At 69.7% G+C, this 19,777-nt stretch carries 17 protein-coding genes; 9 read left to right on the top strand and 8 right to left on the bottom strand.

Annotated elements, in window-relative coordinates; all coding sequences use genetic code 11:
• Positions 1-2 precede the first annotated feature (2 nt).
• The 3 genes from AB3X52_RS02415 to AB3X52_RS02405 are packed head-to-tail and all read right to left on the bottom strand — an operon-like array spanning position 3 to position 3,786.
• Complete coding sequence (locus tag AB3X52_RS02415) at positions 3-974, bottom strand: 3-hydroxyacyl-CoA dehydrogenase (protein ID WP_367991169.1); 972 nt, start codon at positions 972-974, stop codon at positions 3-5.
• Complete coding sequence (locus AB3X52_RS02410) at positions 971-2,215, bottom strand: iron-containing alcohol dehydrogenase (RefSeq protein ID WP_367991167.1); 1,245 nt, start codon at positions 2,213-2,215, stop codon at positions 971-973. The genes AB3X52_RS02415 and AB3X52_RS02410 overlap by 4 nt, the downstream gene beginning before the upstream one ends.
• Complete coding sequence (locus tag AB3X52_RS02405) at positions 2,212-3,786, bottom strand: NAD-dependent succinate-semialdehyde dehydrogenase (protein ID WP_367991165.1); 1,575 nt, start codon at positions 3,784-3,786, stop codon at positions 2,212-2,214. The genes AB3X52_RS02410 and AB3X52_RS02405 overlap by 4 nt, the downstream gene beginning before the upstream one ends.
• 81 nt (positions 3,787-3,867) lie before the next feature.
• On the opposite strand from AB3X52_RS02405, the gene AB3X52_RS02400 reads away from it, so the two are divergent.
• Together AB3X52_RS02400 and AB3X52_RS02395 are read left to right on the top strand one after the other, a co-directional pair.
• Entirely contained in the window at positions 3,868-4,602 is a 735-nt protein-coding gene (locus AB3X52_RS02400) for a GntR family transcriptional regulator (RefSeq protein ID WP_367991163.1), read from the top strand.
• A 104-nt stretch (positions 4,603-4,706) separates the two neighbouring features.
• Complete coding sequence (locus AB3X52_RS02395; RefSeq protein ID WP_367991161.1) at positions 4,707-6,437, top strand: sigma-54-dependent Fis family transcriptional regulator; 1,731 nt, start codon at positions 4,707-4,709, stop codon at positions 6,435-6,437.
• Between the two features lie 89 nt (positions 6,438-6,526).
• Here AB3X52_RS02395 and AB3X52_RS02390 read toward each other — a convergent pair whose 3' ends face one another.
• The 4 genes from AB3X52_RS02390 to AB3X52_RS02375 form a co-directional block, all read right to left on the bottom strand.
• Positions 6,527-7,531, bottom strand: coding sequence for an ABC transporter permease (locus AB3X52_RS02390; protein WP_367991159.1), 1,005 nt, complete (start codon positions 7,529-7,531; stop codon positions 6,527-6,529).
• A 41-nt stretch (positions 7,532-7,572) separates the two neighbouring features.
• Positions 7,573-10,134: an ATP-binding cassette domain-containing protein gene (locus tag AB3X52_RS02385; RefSeq protein WP_367991157.1), complete on the bottom strand. Its 2,562-nt coding sequence runs from the start codon at positions 10,132-10,134 to the stop codon at positions 7,573-7,575.
• 29 nt (positions 10,135-10,163) lie between these two features.
• On the bottom strand, positions 10,164-10,886 hold the full coding sequence (locus AB3X52_RS02380) for an SDR family NAD(P)-dependent oxidoreductase (RefSeq protein ID WP_367991155.1): 723 nt from the start codon (positions 10,884-10,886) through the stop codon (positions 10,164-10,166).
• 118 nt (positions 10,887-11,004) lie between these two features.
• Complete coding sequence (locus AB3X52_RS02375) at positions 11,005-12,168, bottom strand: substrate-binding domain-containing protein (RefSeq protein WP_367991153.1); 1,164 nt, start codon at positions 12,166-12,168, stop codon at positions 11,005-11,007.
• Positions 12,169-12,426: 258 nt separating this feature from the next.
• Here AB3X52_RS02375 and AB3X52_RS02370 point away from each other — a divergent pair, with 258 nt between their 5' ends.
• From AB3X52_RS02370 to AB3X52_RS02360, 3 genes are all read left to right on the top strand, one after another.
• Positions 12,427-13,332, top strand: a complete 906-nt coding sequence (locus AB3X52_RS02370) for an alpha/beta hydrolase (RefSeq protein WP_367991151.1) — start codon at positions 12,427-12,429, stop codon at positions 13,330-13,332.
• A gap of 110 nt (positions 13,333-13,442) precedes the next feature.
• Positions 13,443-15,068, top strand: a complete 1,626-nt coding sequence (locus AB3X52_RS02365) for a flavin-containing monooxygenase (RefSeq protein ID WP_367991149.1) — start codon at positions 13,443-13,445, stop codon at positions 15,066-15,068.
• Positions 15,069-15,075: 7 nt separating this feature from the next.
• Positions 15,076-15,846: an SDR family NAD(P)-dependent oxidoreductase gene (locus tag AB3X52_RS02360; protein WP_367991147.1), complete on the top strand. Its 771-nt coding sequence runs from the start codon at positions 15,076-15,078 to the stop codon at positions 15,844-15,846.
• Between the two features lie 85 nt (positions 15,847-15,931).
• Here the strand turns inward: AB3X52_RS02360 and AB3X52_RS02355 are convergent, their stop codons facing one another.
• Complete coding sequence (locus AB3X52_RS02355; protein ID WP_367991145.1) at positions 15,932-16,738, bottom strand: VanW family protein; 807 nt, start codon at positions 16,736-16,738, stop codon at positions 15,932-15,934.
• A 311-nt stretch (positions 16,739-17,049) separates the two neighbouring features.
• Between AB3X52_RS02355 and rpsP the strand changes: the two genes are divergently transcribed.
• The 4 genes from rpsP (at position 17,050) to trmD (ending at position 19,719) form a co-directional block, all read left to right on the top strand.
• Positions 17,050-17,565: a 30S ribosomal protein S16 gene (rpsP, locus tag AB3X52_RS02350; RefSeq protein WP_367991143.1), complete on the top strand. Its 516-nt coding sequence runs from the start codon at positions 17,050-17,052 to the stop codon at positions 17,563-17,565.
• Positions 17,566-17,567: 2 nt separating this feature from the next.
• Positions 17,568-17,810, top strand: coding sequence for an RNA-binding protein (locus AB3X52_RS02345; RefSeq protein ID WP_367991141.1), 243 nt, complete (start codon positions 17,568-17,570; stop codon positions 17,808-17,810).
• Between the two features lie 162 nt (positions 17,811-17,972).
• A complete protein-coding gene (gene rimM / locus AB3X52_RS02340; RefSeq protein ID WP_367991139.1) occupies positions 17,973-18,533 on the top strand; it encodes a ribosome maturation factor RimM in 561 nt (186 codons plus the stop codon).
• Positions 18,534-18,546: 13 nt separating this feature from the next.
• Positions 18,547-19,719, top strand: coding sequence for a tRNA (guanosine(37)-N1)-methyltransferase TrmD (gene trmD, locus AB3X52_RS02335; RefSeq protein WP_367991137.1), 1,173 nt, complete (start codon positions 18,547-18,549; stop codon positions 19,717-19,719).
• Positions 19,720-19,777: the final 58 nt, after the last annotated feature.

Raw genomic sequence — 19,777 nt, 5'->3', positions numbered from 1 at the left:
CCTCACGACGTGGTGCGCGCCTCCTCCCACAGTGGCGTGAGGCGCATCAGCTGCTCGTCGCGCCATCGCACCCGGTCCGCCCACTCCTCAAGCGGCAGCGCCGCACGGCGTTGCGCCACGGCGCTCGCCACGAGGTCCGGCGTCCAGGGGTCGTCCTGACCGCGTTCGACGCCCATGCGGGCGTACGCCGGGCCCATCTTCTCGGCGTGTGAGGCGAGGCCGCCTCGGGTGTTCAGGTCGACGGTCTCGAACGGGCCGATGAAGCTCCACCGGCGCCCCAGCCCGCTGCGGACGACCTCGTCGATCTCCCCGACCGTGGCGACGCCGTCGCGGACGAGACAGTACGCCTCGCGCAGGATGGCGCCTTGGAGGCGGTTGAACACGAACCCCTCCGGCTCGTGCGAGACCGTCACCGGTCGCAGCCCCGCGTCGGCGTACGTCGCCCGTGCCCGGGCCGTGGCCCACTCCGCCGTGGCGGACGACGGCACGACCTCGACCACCGGCAGCAGGTACGGCGGGTTGCCGGGGTGCCCCACGAGCAGACGCTCCCGGACACGGTCAGGGAGCCCGGCCCCGATGGCGCTAGGGCCGATGGCCGAGCTGGAGCTCGCCAGCACCGCTGCGGGGGCGTGGTCGGCGATCTTCCCGAGGAGATCCTTCTTGACATCGACGAGCTCCGGCGCGCATTCCTGCACGAGCACGACCTCCGCGACCGCCTCGACGAGATCCGCGACGAAGCTGACCCGTGACGCGACCGTCTCGGGCCCCTCCTCGACCAGGCCGTGCCGGGCGAGCAACGCGAGCCGCTCGGCGAGCTCCTGCCGGGCACGCTCCAACGCGTCGGGGAACGGGTCCCAGACCCGCACCTCGCGCCCGCTGCGAGCGAAGACGATCGCAAACGCGACCCCGATCGAGCCGGCTCCGACGACGGCGAGCGGCGCGGCCTCACGGACCGGCTCGACCGGGGCGGTCACAGCTCCCACCAGCCGAGGTCGGCGGCATACCCGCGCTCGAGGATGGAGACGATCGAGCCCTTGGTGAGCTCTCGGGGGTTGTTGGCCGTGAGACGGGTGGCGAGCATCGCCTGGTCGGCGACGTAGGAGAAGTCCGTTGGCTCCAGGCCCAGGGTCCGTAGGTCCAGCGGGCAGCCCACGGTCCTCAGCAGCGACTCGATCCGAAGGATGCCGGCGCGGGCCTGGTCGAGCGGGGCCTCCGAGGGGTCTGCAGCGCCGAGCAACAGACCGATCTCGGCGAACTCCGTGACGCGCGTCGGCAGATTGTAGCGCATGACGTACGGCAGCAGTGCGCCCACGCCGAAACCGTGCGAGGTGTGGGTGAGCGCGCCGATCGGCGACTGGATGGCGTGCGCGGCCGCCGTCCCGGCGGTGTTGATCGCCATGCCAGCGTTGTAGGCGGCGAGCATGGTCGCCGAGCGGGCTTCAATGTCGCTCGGATCGGCGACGACCCGCTCCAGCGAGGTGTTCAGGAGGGTCAGCCCGTTGCGGCAGAAGATGTCCGTCAGCGGGTTCTTGCCGACGTAGAGGTGGGCGTCGAGGTAGTCGGGCGTCACCTCCTTGACCTTGTCGGTGTAGGTCTCGACCAGGTGCGTGAGCGCGTCGGCCGCGGTGGCTGCGGTGAGCGCCGGCGGGCACGACACGGTCAACTCCGGGTCGATGACGGCGGTGTGTGCCTCCAGGTAGGGGCTGGCCACCCCCACCTTCATGCCCTTCTCGCGGTCGAAGACGACCGAGATGCAGGTGACCTCGGCACCGGTCCCGGCGGTGGTCGGCACCGTGATCACCGGGATGCCAGGGCCGGGAACCAGGAACTCGCCGTAGTAGTCGCGGACGTCGGTGCCGTGCGCCAGGACGACCGCGACGACCTTGGCGAGGTCCATGCACGAGCCGCCGCCGATGCCTAGGATCGCGTCGACGCCGACCGAGCCGAAGCGGTCGGCGACCGTCACCACGTTCTCGCGGGGCAGGTCGGGCTCGGCTTCGGCGAACACCGACACCCGGACGCCGCGCTCCTCGATGGCCGAGACGATCTCCTTGAACTCGCTGGCGTCGGCCATGCGGGCGTCGGTCACCACGAGGAGGTGGCGGGCGATCCCGGCGACGAGGTGGGGGAGGTGGCGCCGCTCGCCCGGACCGAAGAGGACGGTCTTCGGCTGCCGCAGGATACCGAGCGAGCCGATGGCGGACAGGGAGGTCACAGGGCCACCTCCGTCTCGTCCACGGTGATCGCGAGGTACTTCGGCTCGAGGAACTCGTAGATGGCGTCGTGGCCACCCTCGCGACCCAGTCCGGAGGCCTTGATGCCGCCGAATGCGGCCGCCGGGTCGGCCATGATGCCGCGGTTGACGCCGACCATGCCGAAGTCGAGGCGCTCACTGACGGCGATGGCCCGGGAGAGGTCGCGGGTGAAGACGTACGCTGCGAGCCCGTAGGTCGTGTCGTTGGCCACGTCCACGGCCTCGGCGACCGAGTCGACGGTGTAGATCGTCGCGATCGGTGCGAAGAGCTCCTGGTGGCACAGGTCATTGTCACGGTCGTTGACGGAGAAGACCGTCGGCTCGAAGAAGTAGCCGCCGCCCTGGATCTCGTGCCCCCCTGCCAGAAGGGTGGCGTCGATGCCGGCGAAGCGGTCGACGAGCTCCTTGACCGTGTCCCGCTGCTGGGCGGAGATGATCGGCCCCACCTCGGTGGACGGATCGAAGCCGTCGCCCACCTTCAGACTCTCCGTGAGCGCGACGAATTTCCGGGTGAACTCGTCGGCGACCCCGCGCGCGACGATGATGCGGTTGGCGGCGACGCAGGCCTGACCGGCGTTGCGGAACTTGCAGACGATCGCCTGCTCGGCGGCCAGGTCGAGGTCGGCATCCTCGAGGACGAGGAAGGGCCCGTCGCCACCGAGCTCCATCGAGGCGTTGGTGATGTTCGGCGCCGCCTGGCTGAGCAGGGTACTGCCGACGCCGGTGGAGCCGGTGAAGCTGACCTTGCGCAGGCGGGCGTCGGCCATCAGTGTCTCGGAGACCTTCGAGGAGCTGGTGGTGTGCACCAGGTTCACCACGCCCGCCGGGAAGCCGGCGTCGTGAAGAACCTCCACGAAGAGCGCACAGGTCAACGGCGTCTCCTTCGCGGACTTGACCACGACCGGGCAGCCGGCTGCGAGCGCGGCGCCGGCCTTGCGGGCGATCATGAGGAGCGGGAAGTTCCACGGCGTGATCAGGAGGCATGGGCCTACGGGCTGGTGAGTCGTCACGATCCGGTAGGCGCCACGCGAGCCGTGGGCGTAGGTGCCATGGAGGTGGGCGATCTGCTCGGCGTACCAGAGGAAGAAGTCGACGGAGAGCTGGAATTCGCCGCGGGCCTCGCTGAGCGGCTTGCCACTCTCCAGCGTCATCGTCTCGATGATCTGCTCGGCGCGCTCGACGAGCAGCCGGTGTGCACGATGGAAGAGGTCGGCGCGCTCGCGCGGAAGCACGTCGCGCCAAGAGCCCTGGACGGCGACCGCCGCGTCGAGCGCCGCGACGGCCTGCGCCACGGTGCCGTCGGCGACCTCCGCGATCGTCGCACCGCTGGCAGGATTCATCACCGGGAAGGTCCGCGAGGCGGGCAGCCAGGCTCCGTCGATGTAGAGGCCGACGGGGACCTCCCCGTTGCGGACTCTGACCGTGGACGGAGGGGTGGCGAGCATGGTCATGAGAAGCGTCTCCTCGAAGGTTCGGTGCGTGGTGTACGACACGGGCTGCTTGGTCGGCAGCGCGACGTGGATGATCGTCATCTCGTAATACGCTAGGCAGTGGATGTGCTCCACGCGACGGTGTGGATCGAATTGAGACAGTCGAAGATCGAGGAGATCGCCATGACCACCCCGAGACTCACGCGGCACGCCGCGCCCCTGCGCCAGCAGGTCACCCGCCTGCTGCGGGAGGACATCCTGGAAGGCGTCTACCAGCCGGGGCAGCCACTGCGGGAGAGCAGCCTCTGCGAGGCGTACGGCGTCTCCCGGACCGTTGTCCGCGAGGCCCTCCGTCAGCTCGAGTCCGAGCGCCTGGTGACCGTCGTCGCGAACCGCGGTCCCATGGTCACCGTCCTCACTCCGCAGGACATCGGTGCTATCTACGACGTGCGGCGCGCCCTGGAAGGACTGGTTGGCGAGCTCTTCGCGCGCCACGCTCCTGACGAGGTCGCCACCGCGCTGCGCGACCTGCTGGTCGACATGGAGACGTCCTACCTGCGAGGCACCGTCAAGACGCGTGAGGAGACCAACGAACGCTTCTACAGCCTGCTCCTTGAGGGCGCCGGCAACGCGGTCCTCGCCGAGGAGCTCGGCCGGATCCACGCGCGCATCCAGGTCCTCCGGCGGTACGCCTTCGTCGACGACGAGCGGGCTCGGATCTCATACGCCGAGTTCTGTCGGATCGTCAAGGCCGCGGCGGTCGAGCGCGACCCGGTCGCTGCCCGCGGTGCCTGCGAGCACCACATCGCCGACGCGGGTCGGCTTGCCGTGAGGGAGTACCTCCAGCGCACCGGAATGGCCGGGGAAGGGCGCGGAGCGGAGGTGTCCGAGGGCGATCTGGCGGACGTCAAAATTTGATCGCGTAATACGAGAAGACGGTGATGGCATTGCGCCGGTGTGATAGACATCGCACTCATGAGTCGGTGCCAGATGTTCGTCGGCCCGGCGGAGAGGTGAGCCAGATGTCGGTTCGTTTCGACACCCCACACGTCCAAGAGCTCAAGGCCGAGTGGCTCTCCGGCGAGACCGGCAGGGTCGGTGTCGCCCCGGGGCTTCTCCGCTCGTGGGAGCGGTCCCGCGATGCGCTCGGCGTGCCCGCGAACGTCCGCGACGTACCGTACGTCGCCGAGGACCTGCTCGACAGCCACCTGCTGGACCTCTTCCAGGCGCCGATGTCGCGCCTCTCCGCGGAACTCGCCGGCACCGGCGTCGGACTTCTCCTGGCCGACGCCCAAGGGCGCATCCTCGGCCGGTGGACGGGAGACCGCACGGCGGCCCGCCACTTCGAGATGGTTGGCACGGATCGCGGAGCGGTCCTCGACGAGGCGGTCGTCGGCACGAACGGCGTCGGCACGGTGCTCGCGACGGGCCAGAGCGTCCAGATCACCGGCGCCGAGCACTATGCGGACATGTACAGCGATGCGGTCTGCACCGGGACGCCGGTGCGTCATCCGCTGACCCGGAAGATCGTCGCCGTGGTCACGCTGTCCTGCGGACTCATCGATGGCCGCGCACTGCTGCGTCCCATGGTCACCACGGTGGCTGCCCAGCTGGAGCAGCACCTGCTCGATGCCGCGTCCCCGCAGGCTCGGGCGATGTTCCAAGCGTTCCTCGACGCGTCGCGTAGCCACCCTGGCGCCGTCGTGGGCTTCGGTCCCCAGGGCCTGGTGATGCAGAGCCAGGCCGCGGGCCGTCTCTCCAGCGCGGACGTCATGACACTAGGCGAGCTCAGTGCGCAACAGAGCGGCGGCGGACGGTTCATGGTCGAGCTCTCGGCCGGCCCGACCGAGGTTCGGCTGTCGCCGGTCGAGGGCGGGGCGGGGGCCATCGCCTCGCTCCAGCGCGGGCGTACGACGACCTCGACGGCGCTGGGTCCGGCCCGCCCGCAGCTGATCGGGCGTGCGCCGGACTGGATGACCGCGCTCAACGCGGTCGCGCGCCGTCGCGAGACGTCCCGGCCGGTCGTCATCGCGGGCGAGGCCGGGGCCGGCAAGACCTCGCTTGCCCTTGGGCTGCCGTTCCGCCCGGGCGCGTCCGGGCCGGGAACGAACCTGGTCATCGACACGGTGGAGCGCACGCTGGTCGGCAACCGGCGCTGGCTGCGGAGCGTGGCGGAGCGGCTCCAGGGCGGGACACCTGTCGTCATCAAGGGGATCGATGCACTGGACGACCCCGCGACCGAAGCCCTCGGCGGTCTGCTGGAGAAGGTGGTGCCGCGAGGACCGGTCATGCTCACCGCGACGCTGAAGTCACCCGAGCTGGCCGAGGAGCTCTCCGTCCGGCTCGGTGCCTCGCACGTCTGGGTGCCGGCCCTGCGCGAGCGACCCGGTGACCTCGCCGCTCTGTGGCGGTACTTCGCCGACCAGGTCATGCCCGGCGTCGGCCTGGAGCCACGCTCGGAGACCCTCGACCTCCTGACCGGCTACACCTGGCCACGCAACCTCAAGGAGCTGCACAACGTGGTCGAGGGTCTCGCCCTGGCAGGCAAGCGCGGCTATGTTCTCCCCGGCGACCTGCCCGATCGGATCCAGGGCTCGCGCTCGCTCACGATGATCGAGCGCGCCGAGTTGGAGGCCATCTCGCGGGCCTTGCGCGAGGCCGAGGGGAACCGTTCCCGGGCGGCGGCCATCCTGGGTCTGTCCCGCGCCACGATCTATCGCAAGATGAAGGCCTACAAGCTCTCCGACGCCTGAGCCTGAGCACCACGAGTCGTCTTTCCTGCGAGGTGGGCCGGAGCGGATGCCGCTCCGGCCCACAGTCGTCCTAGGTCGTCGCAGGGCGCTCAGGTCATGGCCGGCGCGACGGCGCGGCGTCGCGCGGCCCACCGTCGACGGAGGACTGGAGTGGCCTCGCGCAGCAGGACGACCGCGGCGAGCACCACCGCCTGGGCGATGAGCTGCTGTGCGTCCGTCCAGCCCAGCGAGCGCAGGAGCTGGCCGAGCTGGGTGAGGAAGAGCGCGCTGACGCCGCTGGCGAGGATGCTGGCGACGCCGCCGGTCATCGCGGTACCACCGAGCACGACGGCGGCGACGGTCGGCAGCAGGTAGGAGTCGCCGATGAAGAGTCCCGGGGTCTGGGTATAACCGGCGAGGAGGACACCGGCGGCGCCGTACGCGAGCCCGGCGAAGCCGTAGGAGAGCACCTGGTAGAGCCGGACGCGGATGCCGAGGGCTGACGCGGTCGGGACGCTGACCCCTATGTAGGTGAGGCGGCGGCCGACGGCCGACCGCTTCGTCACCAGCCCGCCGATGGCCAGCATCACGACGGCGATGATCAGCGTGTTGGGGACGCCGAGGGTGCGGTCGACCGAGAACTGGCTCAATCCGTGCGGCGCCGTCGCCGGTGAGCCGTTGGAGACCTTCAGGACCGTACCGAGCAGCACCGCGTTCATCCCGAGCGTCACGACGAGGGGCGTGACCCCGGCGACGGCGACCAGAGCGCCGTTGAGAAGACCGATGAGGCTCGGCGCGATGAGAGCGACGACGACGGCGAGCCACGCCGGCCAGCCGTGGTACTGCACGAGGCAGGTGGACAGCGCCGCGGCCAGGGCCAGCATCCCGGGCACGGAGAGATCGAGCCCCCGTTGCTGGACGACCAGGGTCTGCCCGGCAGCCGCCATGGCGAGCACTGCCGCGAAGGGCAGCATGCTGAGCAACGGGGCTGAGCCGAGGCTGCCGGGGGCGATGGCCGGGCTGAGGACGAACAGCGCGATCGTGGCGATCACGATGCCGACCCAGCTTCCGGACAGGAGGCGGCGCCATGCCGCGCCGGCGTCGAAGGTGTTCATGCTTACTCCCTGATGGGCGGGCGACGTGCGACGACGGGTGCTCATGCCGCGGCCCCGGTTCTGCGGGTCCGGCGCAACCGGGCGTACAGCACGGCGGCCGCGACGGTGATCAGACCGGGGAGCCAGTAGCCCCACGATGGCGAGAGGTTGAGGAAGGGCGAGATGTTGACCAGCTGCTGCGCCAGCACAGCGGCGGCGATGATGCCGAGGAACGACCCTCGTCCGCCGAAGATGCTGGCACCGGCGAGTACGACCACGGTGACAGAGCTCAACGTGTAGCTGACTCCGGGGCGCCCGTCGCCGATCCCGATCTGGGCCATCATGATGATGCTGGCTGGGAGGACGAGCACCGAGCAGACGACGTACGACGAGAACCGCACGAGCCGGATGTTCACGCCGAGGCGCTCCGCTGCCTCCGGCTCGGAGCCGAGCGCGCGGAGCTCCACTCCCCAGCGTGTGCGCCGGAGGGCGAGCTCAAGGAGCAGGGCGACGGCGACCGCGATCACGGTGACGAGCGGCACGGCGCCGAAGTGGGCCCGGATGTCGTCCGCGACGGACGGGAAGATGATGCCGCCGGGCGTTGCGCGCAGCGAGAGGTAGATGCCCTGCAGCGCCATGTAGACGGTGAGCGTCGCGACGACGGGATTGACCCCGCACCAGGTGACGAGCGCTCCGTTGATCACGCCGACGCCGATCGCGCCGAGAGCCATCAACGCCAGGCCGAGGAAGAGGTTGCCTCCGTCGACGATCCAGAACGACGCGATGACGACGAGGAAGCCCATCAACGGCCCGACCGAGAGGTCGAAGCCGGCGCCCAGGACGACGACCTGCTGGGCCATGCCGACGAAGAGCAGAGGTGCGACGAGGAAGAGCAGGTTGTTGATGTTGAACGCGCCGAGGTAGTCGCTGTTGTGGAGCCCGACGGCGAGGCCCAGCGCGGCCACGACGGCCAGGAGGACCGCTGCGGGCGGCTGGTCGCCAGCGAGCCAGCCGCGCAGACCTCCTCGCCGCGCCCGGGCGGGGTCTGCCTGGGCACGCAGGGTGGTGGAGGTGAGGGCCGCGCGGGCGATGGCCTCCTCGGTGACACCATCGCCGGTGAGCTCACTGACGATCGTCCCCCGCGACATGATCAGGACGCGGTCGCAGAGGCCCTCGAGCTCGACACCGTCGGACGACAGCACGACGACCGCGGCGCCTGCGTCGGCCGCGTCTCGCAGGATCGTGTAGATGTCGACGCGCGCGCCGGCATCGACGCCCTGGGTCGGCTCCTCCGCGAGGAGGACCTTCGGTTCGGACAGCAGGGTGCGCGCCATCACCGCCTTCTGCTGGTTGCCGCCCGACAGGGCGCTGATCGGCGCCGCCGCGCTCGGCGTCTTGATCGCCAGCCCCCGGATCTGCGCCTCCGCGGCCGCCTTGACGCGGTCGTCGCGGACCATGCCGAGGCTCGAGACCTTGTGGAGCGTCCGGGCGACGATGTTCTCGCTGACCGGGAGCGGCAGGAAGACGCCTTCGCCGTGCCGGTCCGCTGGGACGTACACGACGCCGGCGCCGGCCGCCGCGGCGTTGCCGCCGCGGACGGCCCGGCCGTCGACCTCGACGCTTCCCGAGGTCGGAGCGAGGCCGGCGAGGGCGCGGATCAGGTCCGCCTGACCGTTGCCCTGGACGCCGGCGAGGCCGACGATCTCGCCGGCGCGTACGGCAAGGGATATGTCCTGGAAGCCAGGGCCGGAGAGACCGGTGACCACGAGTCGCTCGCGGGCCGAGGGCACGGTGCTCTTCGGTGGGAAGACGGTCTCGAGCTTCCGGCCGACCACACGCTCGACGATCCGCTCCTCATCGACGGTGTCGGCGTCGAAGGTGCCCCGGGTCTGGCCGTCACGGAGGACCGTGATGCGGTCGGCGATCTGCTTGACCTCCGGGATGCGGTGCGAGATGTAGACCACCCCGGCGCCGTCGGCGATGGTCTGGCGTACACGGTCGAAGAGCCGCTGGACCTCGTCGACGTTGAGATGCTCGGTCGGTTCGTCGAGGATCAGCACCCGCGGCGCAAGGGCGAGCGCCTTGGCGATCTCGACGATGAAGCGCCGCTCCATCGAGAGGTCGGCGACCCGCGCCCGGGCGCTGATCCCCATCTCCCACGGGTCGAGCGTCTGTTGGGCCCAGCGGACGGCGCGGCCGAGGCCACCGACGCGCTGATAGCCGACACCGAGGGCCATGTTCTCGGCCACAGTGAGGTCGGGCAGCAGCGCCGGATGTTGACGGACGATCCCGAGACCGAGGCTGCGGGCCATCTCTGGATGTGGGTGGGTGAGCTCGGCGTCGCCGATCCGGATGGTGCCCTCGTCGGCGGCGAGCGCGCCCGAGGCGACAGCCATGAGCGTGGACTTGCCGGCGCCGTTCTCGCCGACCAGCGCGTGGACCTCGCCGGCACGCACGTCGAAGCTGACGCCATCGAGGGCGCGGACACCGGGGAAGGACTTGCCGATGCCCTCCATCGCCAGCACGGTCGGTCGCGGGTCTGGATCGGGGTCGGTGGCTGGGCTGCGGCCCTGCTCGTGAAGCCGGACCCGGGAGTCGGGTCGGCTGAGGTCGAAGTTGGTCACGTCGGTCTCCTGCAGTTCGGGTGGGGCGCCTACTGCGCGAGGTAGCCGCCGTCGATGACAAGCTCCGAGCCGGTGACGAAGCTGGACTCGTCGGAGGCGAGGAAGACGACGCCGGCAGCAATCTCGTCGGGGTTGCCGGCGCGGCCCATGGGCGTCTGTGAGATGACGTACTCGTTGACCTCCGGCGCCTGCGCCTCGGTCAGCGGTGTACGGATGAATCCGGGGTGGACGGAGTTCACGCGCACCCGTTCCTTCGCGTAGCTGACCGCGGCGCTCTTCGACATGTTGCGTACGGCGCCCTTCGTGGCGTGGTAGGCGTGCGCGCCGGCGACGGCCGCACTGCCCCAGATCGAGGAGACGTTGATGATGCTTCCGCCTCCCTGCGCGATCATGTGCGGGATCGCCTCCCGCATGCCGAGCCAGGTGCCGGTCTGGTTGACAGCGACCACCTTGTTCCAGTCCTCCGACGTGAGGTCGTGGACGGTCTCGTAGGCGATGATTCCGGCGTTGTTGACCAACACGTCCACCCGCCCGTGGCGTGCCACGACGCCCGCGACGACGCGCTGCCAGTCGGCCTCGCTGGCCACGTCGAGGCATTCGTACTCGACCCCAGTGGGGAACGAGCCGTCGACCGCCGCGCGGCTGGTCGCGACGACGCGCGCGCCCTCGGCGGCCAGTGCGTCGACGATCGCGTGGCCGATGCCGCGCGAAGCTCCGGTGACGATGGCGACCTTGCCATCGAGTCGGTTCATGGGGACTCCTCAGATAGCCGCACGGCGATCTCGCCCGGTGCGGAGGGACGGTGGGTTGCCCCGGCCCGAAGGGAGGGCAGGGAGGGGACCGCTCGGTGCAGCGGTCCCGGTGCGTGGCCTACTGCTTGTAGAGCGCCTTGATCTCCTTGACGCTGAGGCCGGAGGAGAGGATCGCGTCAGAGGGCAGGGACTTGTCGCACGTGGGCATCATCTTCGGGTTCGTCGAGTCCTCGATGATCTGGAGGTTGTACGTCGACGGCTCGTCGTTCTCGATGCCGTTGTAGGCGGCAAGGCCCTTGTGGAGGGCGGCCAGGACCACCCAGTTGCGCGACGACTCGGTCGCGATCTGATAGGTGGGGTACCGCTTGTGGTATTGGTACCAGAGGCAGGCGAACTCGTTGGAGTCGTTCGCGGACCACACAGGGAGCGGCTTGTTGGCCGCGATGAACGCCCGGATGCCGCCGACCGAGCCCCCGCCGAAGTCGGAGACGATGCCGTCGATCTTGCCGTACTTCGTGATCAGGCCGGCCATGACCTGCTGCGTCTTGCTGACGTCCCAGTCGGTGGCGATGTAGCCGTCCGTGTTCAGCAGCTTCACGCCCGGGTGCTGGGCGACGGCCTGCTTCACGCCGTCGTAGACCGCCTGCGAGTAGGCGCTGCCGGCGACGCCGCCGAGCATCACGAGGTTGCCCTTGTCGTGCATCGTCTTGATGGTCCAGTCGGCGAGGTTCTTGCCGTAGGTGTTGACGTCCTCGGAGACGAAGTCGACGTAGTCCTTGCCTGGGGTGCCGCCGATCCCGGACACGATCGGCACCACTGCCACGCCCGCGGCCGTCGCCTTCTGGATGGTCGGGAGCAACGCCTGGCCGGCGTCGGCGAAGGTCACGATCACGTCGACGCCCTGGGCGACCATCGAGTTGATGTCGGAGATCGCTTTCTGGGAGTTGTTCTGGGCGTCGGTGACGACGACCTGGGTGATGTTCGGGCACTTCGCAGCCTCGGCGCGGAAGAGGGCGATCGTCGCCTTGCGCCAGGTGTTGTTGTCGTTCCCGTCGGCGTAGCCGACCTTGATCGGCTTCGTGCCGCAGAACTTGCTGATGTCCTGGATGTCGCTCTGGATGCCGACGCCGCCGACCTTGACGGTGGGCCACGGGGAGCCGCCGTCACCGCCGGACGACGTCCCGGCGGCAGTGGTCGAGAGGCCACCGCTGCAGGCGCTGAGACCCAGGGCCGTCGCGGTGGCCGCGGTCGCCGCCGCCAGGAGCCGCTTCTTGGTTCGCATGGATTTTCTCCTCGTTGATCGCCATCGATCGCTGTTGCTCCCGAGAGACCCGGTCGTTCGGGCCGGTGTGGAGACGGTCCCGAACCCGTGCCCCGGATGAAGGCTGCCGCGATGGCGACCGCGTGATGCGAGTCACAGTGAGACGCCGGTGACTCATTTTGTGACAGCGGCCGCAGCGCGCCGTCAGCGCTGGACATGCTGCGGATGTCGGGTCCTCCCGCCCGACGTCACAGCAACGGCCCATGACGAGGAGCACCTATGTCCCAACCCCGCCCCACTGATCCACTCGGGGAGATCTACGCCGAGTGGACGGTCGAGTTCGAGGCCAACCCCGAGATGTCGCTGCAGCTGATGCGGTGGGTGTTCGAGGACTGGCAGCGTGCGACCAGCGAGCCCGAGGGCGTCACGTACGCGAGCACGTCCGTCGGCGGCGTCCCAGGCATCCTGGTCACACCGCTCGACGCCGACCCCGCGCAGATGATGGTCGTGATGCACGGCGGCGGGTTCGCGCTCGGTTCGTCCGCCAGCCACCGGAAGCTCGCGGGGCACCTCGCGAAGGCCTGCGGCGCGCACGCCTTCGTCGTCGACTTCCGGCTCGCACCTGAGTTCCCGTTCCCGGCGCAGATCGAGGACGGCCTGGCCGTGTACGACGCGCTGCTGGCTGGTGGGATCGCGCCCGCCGACGTCTCCTTCGTGGGGGACAGCGCCGGTGGCAACCTCGCGATCGCCATGGTGCTCACGCTCCGGCGCGACGGGAAGCCGCTCCCTGGCGGGGTGCTCACGATGTCGCCCTGGCTGAACATGGAGAACACCGGCGCGACCATCGAGACGAACGACGCGACCGACTTCCTCATCACCCGCGAGGGGCTGGCGGGCAACATCAGCCGCTATCTGAGCGGAGGAGCGAGCCCGACCGACCCCTACGTCAACCCGCTCTATGCGGAGTACGACGGCTTCCCGCGGCTCTACGTCTGCGCCGCCGACACGGAGTCGCTGTTCGAGGACTCCGAGCGCCTCGTGGAACTCGCGACCAAGGCCGACGTCGATGTCACCTTCTCGGTCGGCCATGGCATGCAGCACGTCTTCCCGTTCCAGGCGGGGCGGCTCGCGCGCGCCGACGACGAGATCGCCGCCATGGCGGCGTGGTACCGCGCCGGCCGCTGAGCCGCGGCACCGCCCTTCCCGACGTACCCCGCCCCGAGCGGGCCTCCCGGCCGCCGTACCACCGGCCCGCCGGCAACTCCGTCATCACGGTTGAAAGGACCGACGAACCAATGACCACTCAGACTGACTACGACGCCCTCGTCATCGGCGCGGGCTTCTCCGGCCTCGCGATGCTGCACCACATGCGGGAGATCGGCCTGCGCACGCTCGTCGTCGACGGCGAGGACGGCATCGGCGGCACCTGGTGGGTGAACCGCTATCCGGGCGTCCGCACCGACAGCGAGTACAGCTACTACTCCTTCTCCTTCTCGAAGGAGGTACGTGAGGAGTGGGCCTGGTCGGAGCGATACCCCGCGGGGGCCGAGGTGCTCGAATACCTCAACTTCGTCGCCGACCGCCTCGACCTGCGCAAGGACATCCGGCTCAGCACTCGCGTCGAGCGCGCGGTCTACGACGAGGAGCGCAACCTGTGGACCGTCCACTTCCAGGACGGCTCCTCGCTGACCACGACGTACTTGATCAGTGGCATGGGCGTGCTCTCGCAGGCGATCTTCCCCGACATCGACGGCATCGATGGCTTCCGAGGGCAGAAGTACCACTCCTCGATGTGGCCTCGCGAAGGCGTCGACCTCGCCGGCAAGCGGGTCGGCCTGATCGGTCTCGGCGCGTCCGGCATCCAGGTCGTTCCCGAGGTCGCGAAGGTGGCCGGCGACTTCTTCGTCTTCCAACGCACCCCGAACTTCGTGGTCGAGACCACGAACGACCCCGTGACGGCCGAGGACATGGCCTACCTGCGCGACCACTACGACGAGATCTATGAGAAGGCTGCGAACCACCCGTTCGGCGTGGCGATGGAGCCGGCGACGCACAGCACCCTGGAGGTGTCACCGGAGGAGCGCGACCGGATCTTCGAGAGCAAGTGGAACGAGGGCGGCTTCCACTTCGCCAACGAGTGCTTCACCGACCTGGCGACCAACCACGAGGCCAGCGAGCTGGCCTCCGCCTTCATCCGCAAGAAGATCCACGAGATCGTCGAGGACCAGGCGGTGGCGGACATGCTCTCGCCGACGACCTACTCCTTCAACGGCAAGCGTGTCCCCACCGGCCACAACTACTACGCATCGTTCAACCTGCCGCACGTGCACCTGGTCGACACCGCCTCCGAGCCGATCAGCCGGATCACGGAGAAGGGCGTCGTCGTCGGTGACACGGAGTACGAGCTGGACGTGCTGATCTTCGCCACCGGCTTCGACGCCATGACCGGCACGCTGACCAAGATCGACATCGTCGGGCGTGGCGGCCGCACGCTGCGTGAGAAGTGGCTCGAGGAGGGCCTGAAGTCGAATCTCGGCATCAACGCCCACGGGTTCCCGAACTTCTTCATGTCGCTCGGCCCGCAGACGCCGTACTCCAATCTGCCGGTGCCGATCCAGCTCGGCGCCCAATGGCTGCAGCGCGCCATCCAATGGGCACGTGACAACGACGTCCCCTTCCTGGAGGCGACCCCCGAGTCCGAGACGTGGTGGATGGAGGAGACCGAGCGGGCCGGAAAGGCGACCGTGATGTACTCCGAGGGCAAGAAGGCGAAGGCCTGGTTCCTGGGGGACAACCTCCCCGGCAAGCCCGAGGAGTTCCAGGTCTATATGGGCGGCGGCCAGGTCTACCAGCAGTTCTGCCGCCAGGTGGAGGCCGACGGCTACCGCTCGTTCCTCGCCCACCAGCCGGTGAAGGCCTGAAGCGGCGATGGGACGCTTGGACGACAAGGTCGCACTGATCACCGGTGCGGCCATGGGCATGGGACGCGCCACGGCGGAGCTCTTCGCCGCCGAGGGAGCGAAGGTCGCGGTGACCGACCTCGACGAGGCGCGGGGCAAGGAGACTGTCGCGGCCATCCACGCCGGGGGTGGTACAGCGGAGTTCTGGCCGCTCGACGTGTCTCGGGAGCAGGAGGTCAAGAACGTCGTCGACGCGGCCGCGGAGGCCTTCGGAGGTCTGGACATCCTGGTCAACTGCGCCGGGATCATCGGGGTGGACAAGCCGACCCACGAGCTCGCCGAGGAGGAGTGGGACGCGCTCTTCGCCGTGGACGTGAAGGGCGTCTTCTTCTGCACCAAGCACGTGATCCCGCACCTGATCAGTCGCGGGAAGGGCAGCATCGTCAACTACTCGTCGATCTACGGGATGATCGGCAACGACGAGTTCACCGCCTACCACGTGGCCAAGGGCGCGGTCGCGATGCAGACCCGGCAGGACGCCGCCACCTACGGGAAGCACAACATCCGGGTGAACTCCGTACACCCGAGCACGGTGCTGACGCCGCTCGTCGAGGGGATCGCCCGCGACTTCCCGGGCGGGCTGCCGGCGTACGAAGCGCACATGACCGGGAACCAGTCGCTGCGGCGCCTGGGCCGCCCGGTCGATGTCGCGTACGGCGTCCTCTACCTCGCCTCCGACGAGGCGGACTGGGTGACGGGCGTCAACCTCCCGATCGACGGCGGCTACACCGCTCGCTGACCACTCACCTCGTGGGCGTCGTCGGTCGACGGCGCCCACGAGGCTATGCATGTGACGCCGCAGCATGGGCGTGGGCGGTGGCCGGTCACAGGTCGCGGATGCGCTCCTCGGGCGGGACGTACTTCACCAGCGCACAGTTGCGCTTGACGCACTCCTCGTCGATCCGCCGACCCGTCCGCTTGTCGATGCGCGTGCGCCAGATCTCGTTGCGGCGGTAGACGTCCCCGCCAGGGGCGCGCACGAACTCCTCGCCGCGCGCCTCGACCGTGTAGGACACGTCGGTGGGCCGGTCGGCACGCAGCTCGCCCTTGAGGTGCTTGTCGCCGACGCGGACCCTCAGCTGGAAGGTCGTCGCGGTGTCGTTGCGGACGACGAGGTCGACGTAGTTGTAGACGATCGAGCAGCCCACGCCCCACGGCAGCACCCGCTTGCTGTCAGGGAACGGGTCGAAGCTGTGCTCCGAGCGCTCCACGATCGTCAGCGGGCTGTGCAGGAACATCCAGTGGAGCAGGTTGGCGAGCTGGCAGATCCCGCCGCCGACGCCGCTGATCGCCGCGCCGTTGGAGAGGCGCATCCCCTCGACGTACCCCTTGCGGCGGGTGCAGTTGCCGACCACCCGGTTGAAGCTGAACGTCTCGCCCGGACGGATGAGGAGGGTGTCGACCTGGCGGCTGGCGAGGCGCAGGTTGACCACCTTGTTGTGCTGCAGCTGCATCTCGGCGCCCTCGAGCCGACGGAGGAGGAGCGAGCCGTGGCGCATAAGCCGGACCGGGAGGTCCTCGGCCGACCGGGTCCTGGCCCAGTCGGCGTCGGACAGCAGCCACCGCAGCCGGCGCCGGGTCCGATGGATGCGTACGGCGGCCGGGTACAGCCACGGATGCCGCTGGCTCACCCTCGGCCGGCTCGGTGGCGTGATCGGCGGCGCGACGGGCCGGGCGGTGGTTTCCTCGAGAATGGTCACATCGGGGAGACGCGCGAGGTGCGCGGCTGGTTGCCCTCGGGGCCGTGCTGGCACGGCGCGGCATCGCATGGCTGCCCGGATTTCACGAGGTCACGCGGTTCTGGCAGACTTGGACGTCGAGTCCTGCGCGCATCGGACCCTCTCACCGGGCGAGCAGTGCCCATCGAAGAGTCGCCTCGGGTGCTTTCCCCACGCCGGCGCGCCTGTTCACCCCAATTCGATTCCGAAGGAATTCCACACACGTGGCTGTCAAGATCCGCTTGAAGCGCCTGGGCAAGATCCGGGTGCCGCAGTACCGCATCGTCGTCGTCGACTCCCGCAAGAAGCGCGACGGCAAGGTGATCGAGGAGATCGGGAAGTACCACCCCAAGGAGGACCCGTCCTTCATCTCCGTCGTCTCCGAGCGCGCCCAGTACTGGCTCGGCGTCGGTGCCCAGCCGTCCGAGGCCGTCGAGGCGATCCTCAAGGTCACCGGCGACTGGCAGAAGTTCAAGGGCCTCCCGGGCGCCGAGGGCACGCTGAAGACCGCGGCCCCCAAGCCTGACAAGCTCGAGCTCTTCAACAAGGCGCTCGCCGAGGCCCACAGCTCCGCCGACGGCGAGGCCGTGACCAAGAAGTCCGCCAAGAAGGCCGAGCCCAAGGCCGAGGAGCCCGCCCCGACCCCGGACGTCGAGACCCCCGAGGGTGCGACGGCTGAGGCCGAGGCCGCGGAGGCCGCCGAGAAGCCCGCGAGCGACCCGACGCAGGCGGACAACTGAGCATGCTGGCCGAGGCTCTCGAACACCTCGTCCGCGGGGTCGTCGACCACCCGGACGACGTGGTCGTGCGCGACAAGCAGCTCCGTCGGGGCTCGGTCCTCGAGGTCCGGGTCCACCCCGACGACCTCGGCAAGGTCATCGGTCGCGGTGGCCGCACCGCCACCGCGTTCCGCACGGTCATCAGCGCCCTCGCCGGCAAGGGTGGCGCGCGGATCGACTTCGTGGACGTAGACCGGAGCCGCTAGGCGAAGGTCCGTCCACGAAGGATCGGACACTTCGTGGACGTAGACCGGAGCCGCTGACGGCAGAGCAACGGACGGGCGTCACCCCTCACGGGGTGGCGCCCGTTCTGCTGTTGTGTCGTCGCGATGGGGAGCCGCGGTCCTCGACCCCCTAACCTTCTGCCCGTGGAGTCCATCGAGGTCCTGGTCGGCCGCATCGGCAAGCCGCACGGAGTGCGGGGTTTCGTGACGGTGGACGTGCGCACCGACGAGCCCGAGCGCCGCTTCGCGCCGGGGGTCGTCCTGCGCGCGCAGCCGCCGAAGGGGTCGCCCAAGGAGTCGACCGGCGCCGCCTCCGAGCTGACCGTGGAGGACGCTCGCTGGCACCAGCAGACCCTGCTGGTCGCCTTCGAGGAGATCGCCGACCGCAACGAGGCCGAGGCCGCCCGCGGCACGCTGCTCTACGCCGACGTCCCGGCCGACGAGAGCCCGGAGGACCCGGACGAGTACTACGACCACCAGCTGATCGGGCTGGCGGCGTACGACGAGGACGGCCGCGAGCTCGGCACCGTCTCGTCCCTCGTGCACGGCGGCGCGCAGGACCTCCTCACGATCCGCACTCCCGATCGGCGCGACGCGCTCGTGCCGTTCGTCAAGGCGCTCGTCCCGGTCGTCGACCTCGAGGCCGGCAAGGTCGTCATCGCCGATCGGCCGGGGCTGGTCACGCCGCTCCCGGACGAGGACTGACCGAGGACCGACTGTGCGGCTGGACTACCTGACGATCTTCCCGGACTACCTCGCGCCGCTTCGGCTGAGTCTGCCGGGGAAGGCGATCGAGAGCGGGCTGCTCGAGCTCCACGTGCACGACCTGCGCGAGTGGACCCATGATCGACACCGGACTGTCGACGACACGCCGTACGGCGGCGGGGCGGGCATGGTGATGAAGCCCGAGCCGTTCGGGGAGGCCTTCGACGCGCTGGCGATCGACGGTGCCACGGTGATCGTCACGACGCCGTCGGGGGAGCCGTTCACCCAGGCGCTGGCGCGGGAGCTGTCGACGCGGGAGCGGCTGGTCTTCCTGCTGGGGCGCTATGAGGGGATCGACCAGCGCGTCCTGGACCACGCCGCCACGCGCGCCGAGGTCCGCGAGATCAGCCTGGGCGACTACGTGCTCAACGGGGGAGAGGTCGCGGCCCTGGCGATCACGGAGGCCGTCGTACGCCTGTTGCCGGGGTTCATGGGCAACGCCGCGTCGCTGGTCGAGGAGTCCCACTCCGAGAGCTCAGGCCGCCTGCTCGAATATCCGGTCTACACCAAGCCGGCCACGTGGCGCGGGCTCGAGGTGCCCGACGTGCTGCTCTCCGGCAACCACGCCAGGATCGAGGCCTGGCGCCAGGAGCAGTCGGTCGCGCGGACCGCTCAACGGCGCCCCGATCTGCTCCATCCCAGCCGAGCGATGGGGGAGTGGGACATCGTGCCGGCCGTCCGCGCCGACGCCGGCGAGATCCTCACACTGCAGCGGGCGTGCTGGCTGCAGGAGGCGATCGTCAACGACGACCTGGGGATCCCGACGCTCCACGAGTCGCTTGCGGAGGTCGAGGAGTCGATCGAGACCTGGGACACGTACGTCGTCCGGGTGGCCGGGCGGTTGGTCGGCTCGGTCCGCGGGCGGCTGACCGGCGACGACCAGGAATGGGAGGTCGGCCGGCTGATGGTCGCGCCCGACCTGCAGGGCGGCGGGCTGGGACGCCAGCTCGTCGAGCACATCCAGACGGTCGCGCCGGCAAGCGCACGCCGCTTCTGGCTCTTCACGGGCGCGCGCAGCGACCGCAACCACCGGTTCTACAAGCGGGCCGGCTTCCGGCTCCGGCCGGACCTCGACGCGCCGCCCGGGGCGGTCGTGCTGACGAAGGCACGACGGATTTCTGGCTGACCTCGGCGCTGTGGCAGACTTTGCGCTTGGTCTCGTCGGCCGAAGGATCGCTCCGAAG

Origin of the sequence: Nocardioides eburneus, from assembly GCF_040838215.1 — a bacterium.
Taxonomy (GTDB): domain Bacteria; phylum Actinomycetota; class Actinomycetes; order Propionibacteriales; family Nocardioidaceae; genus Nocardioides; species Nocardioides eburneus.
The sequence above is the reverse complement of the archived record's forward strand: the minus strand, read 5'-3'. Positions and strand labels throughout refer to the sequence as shown.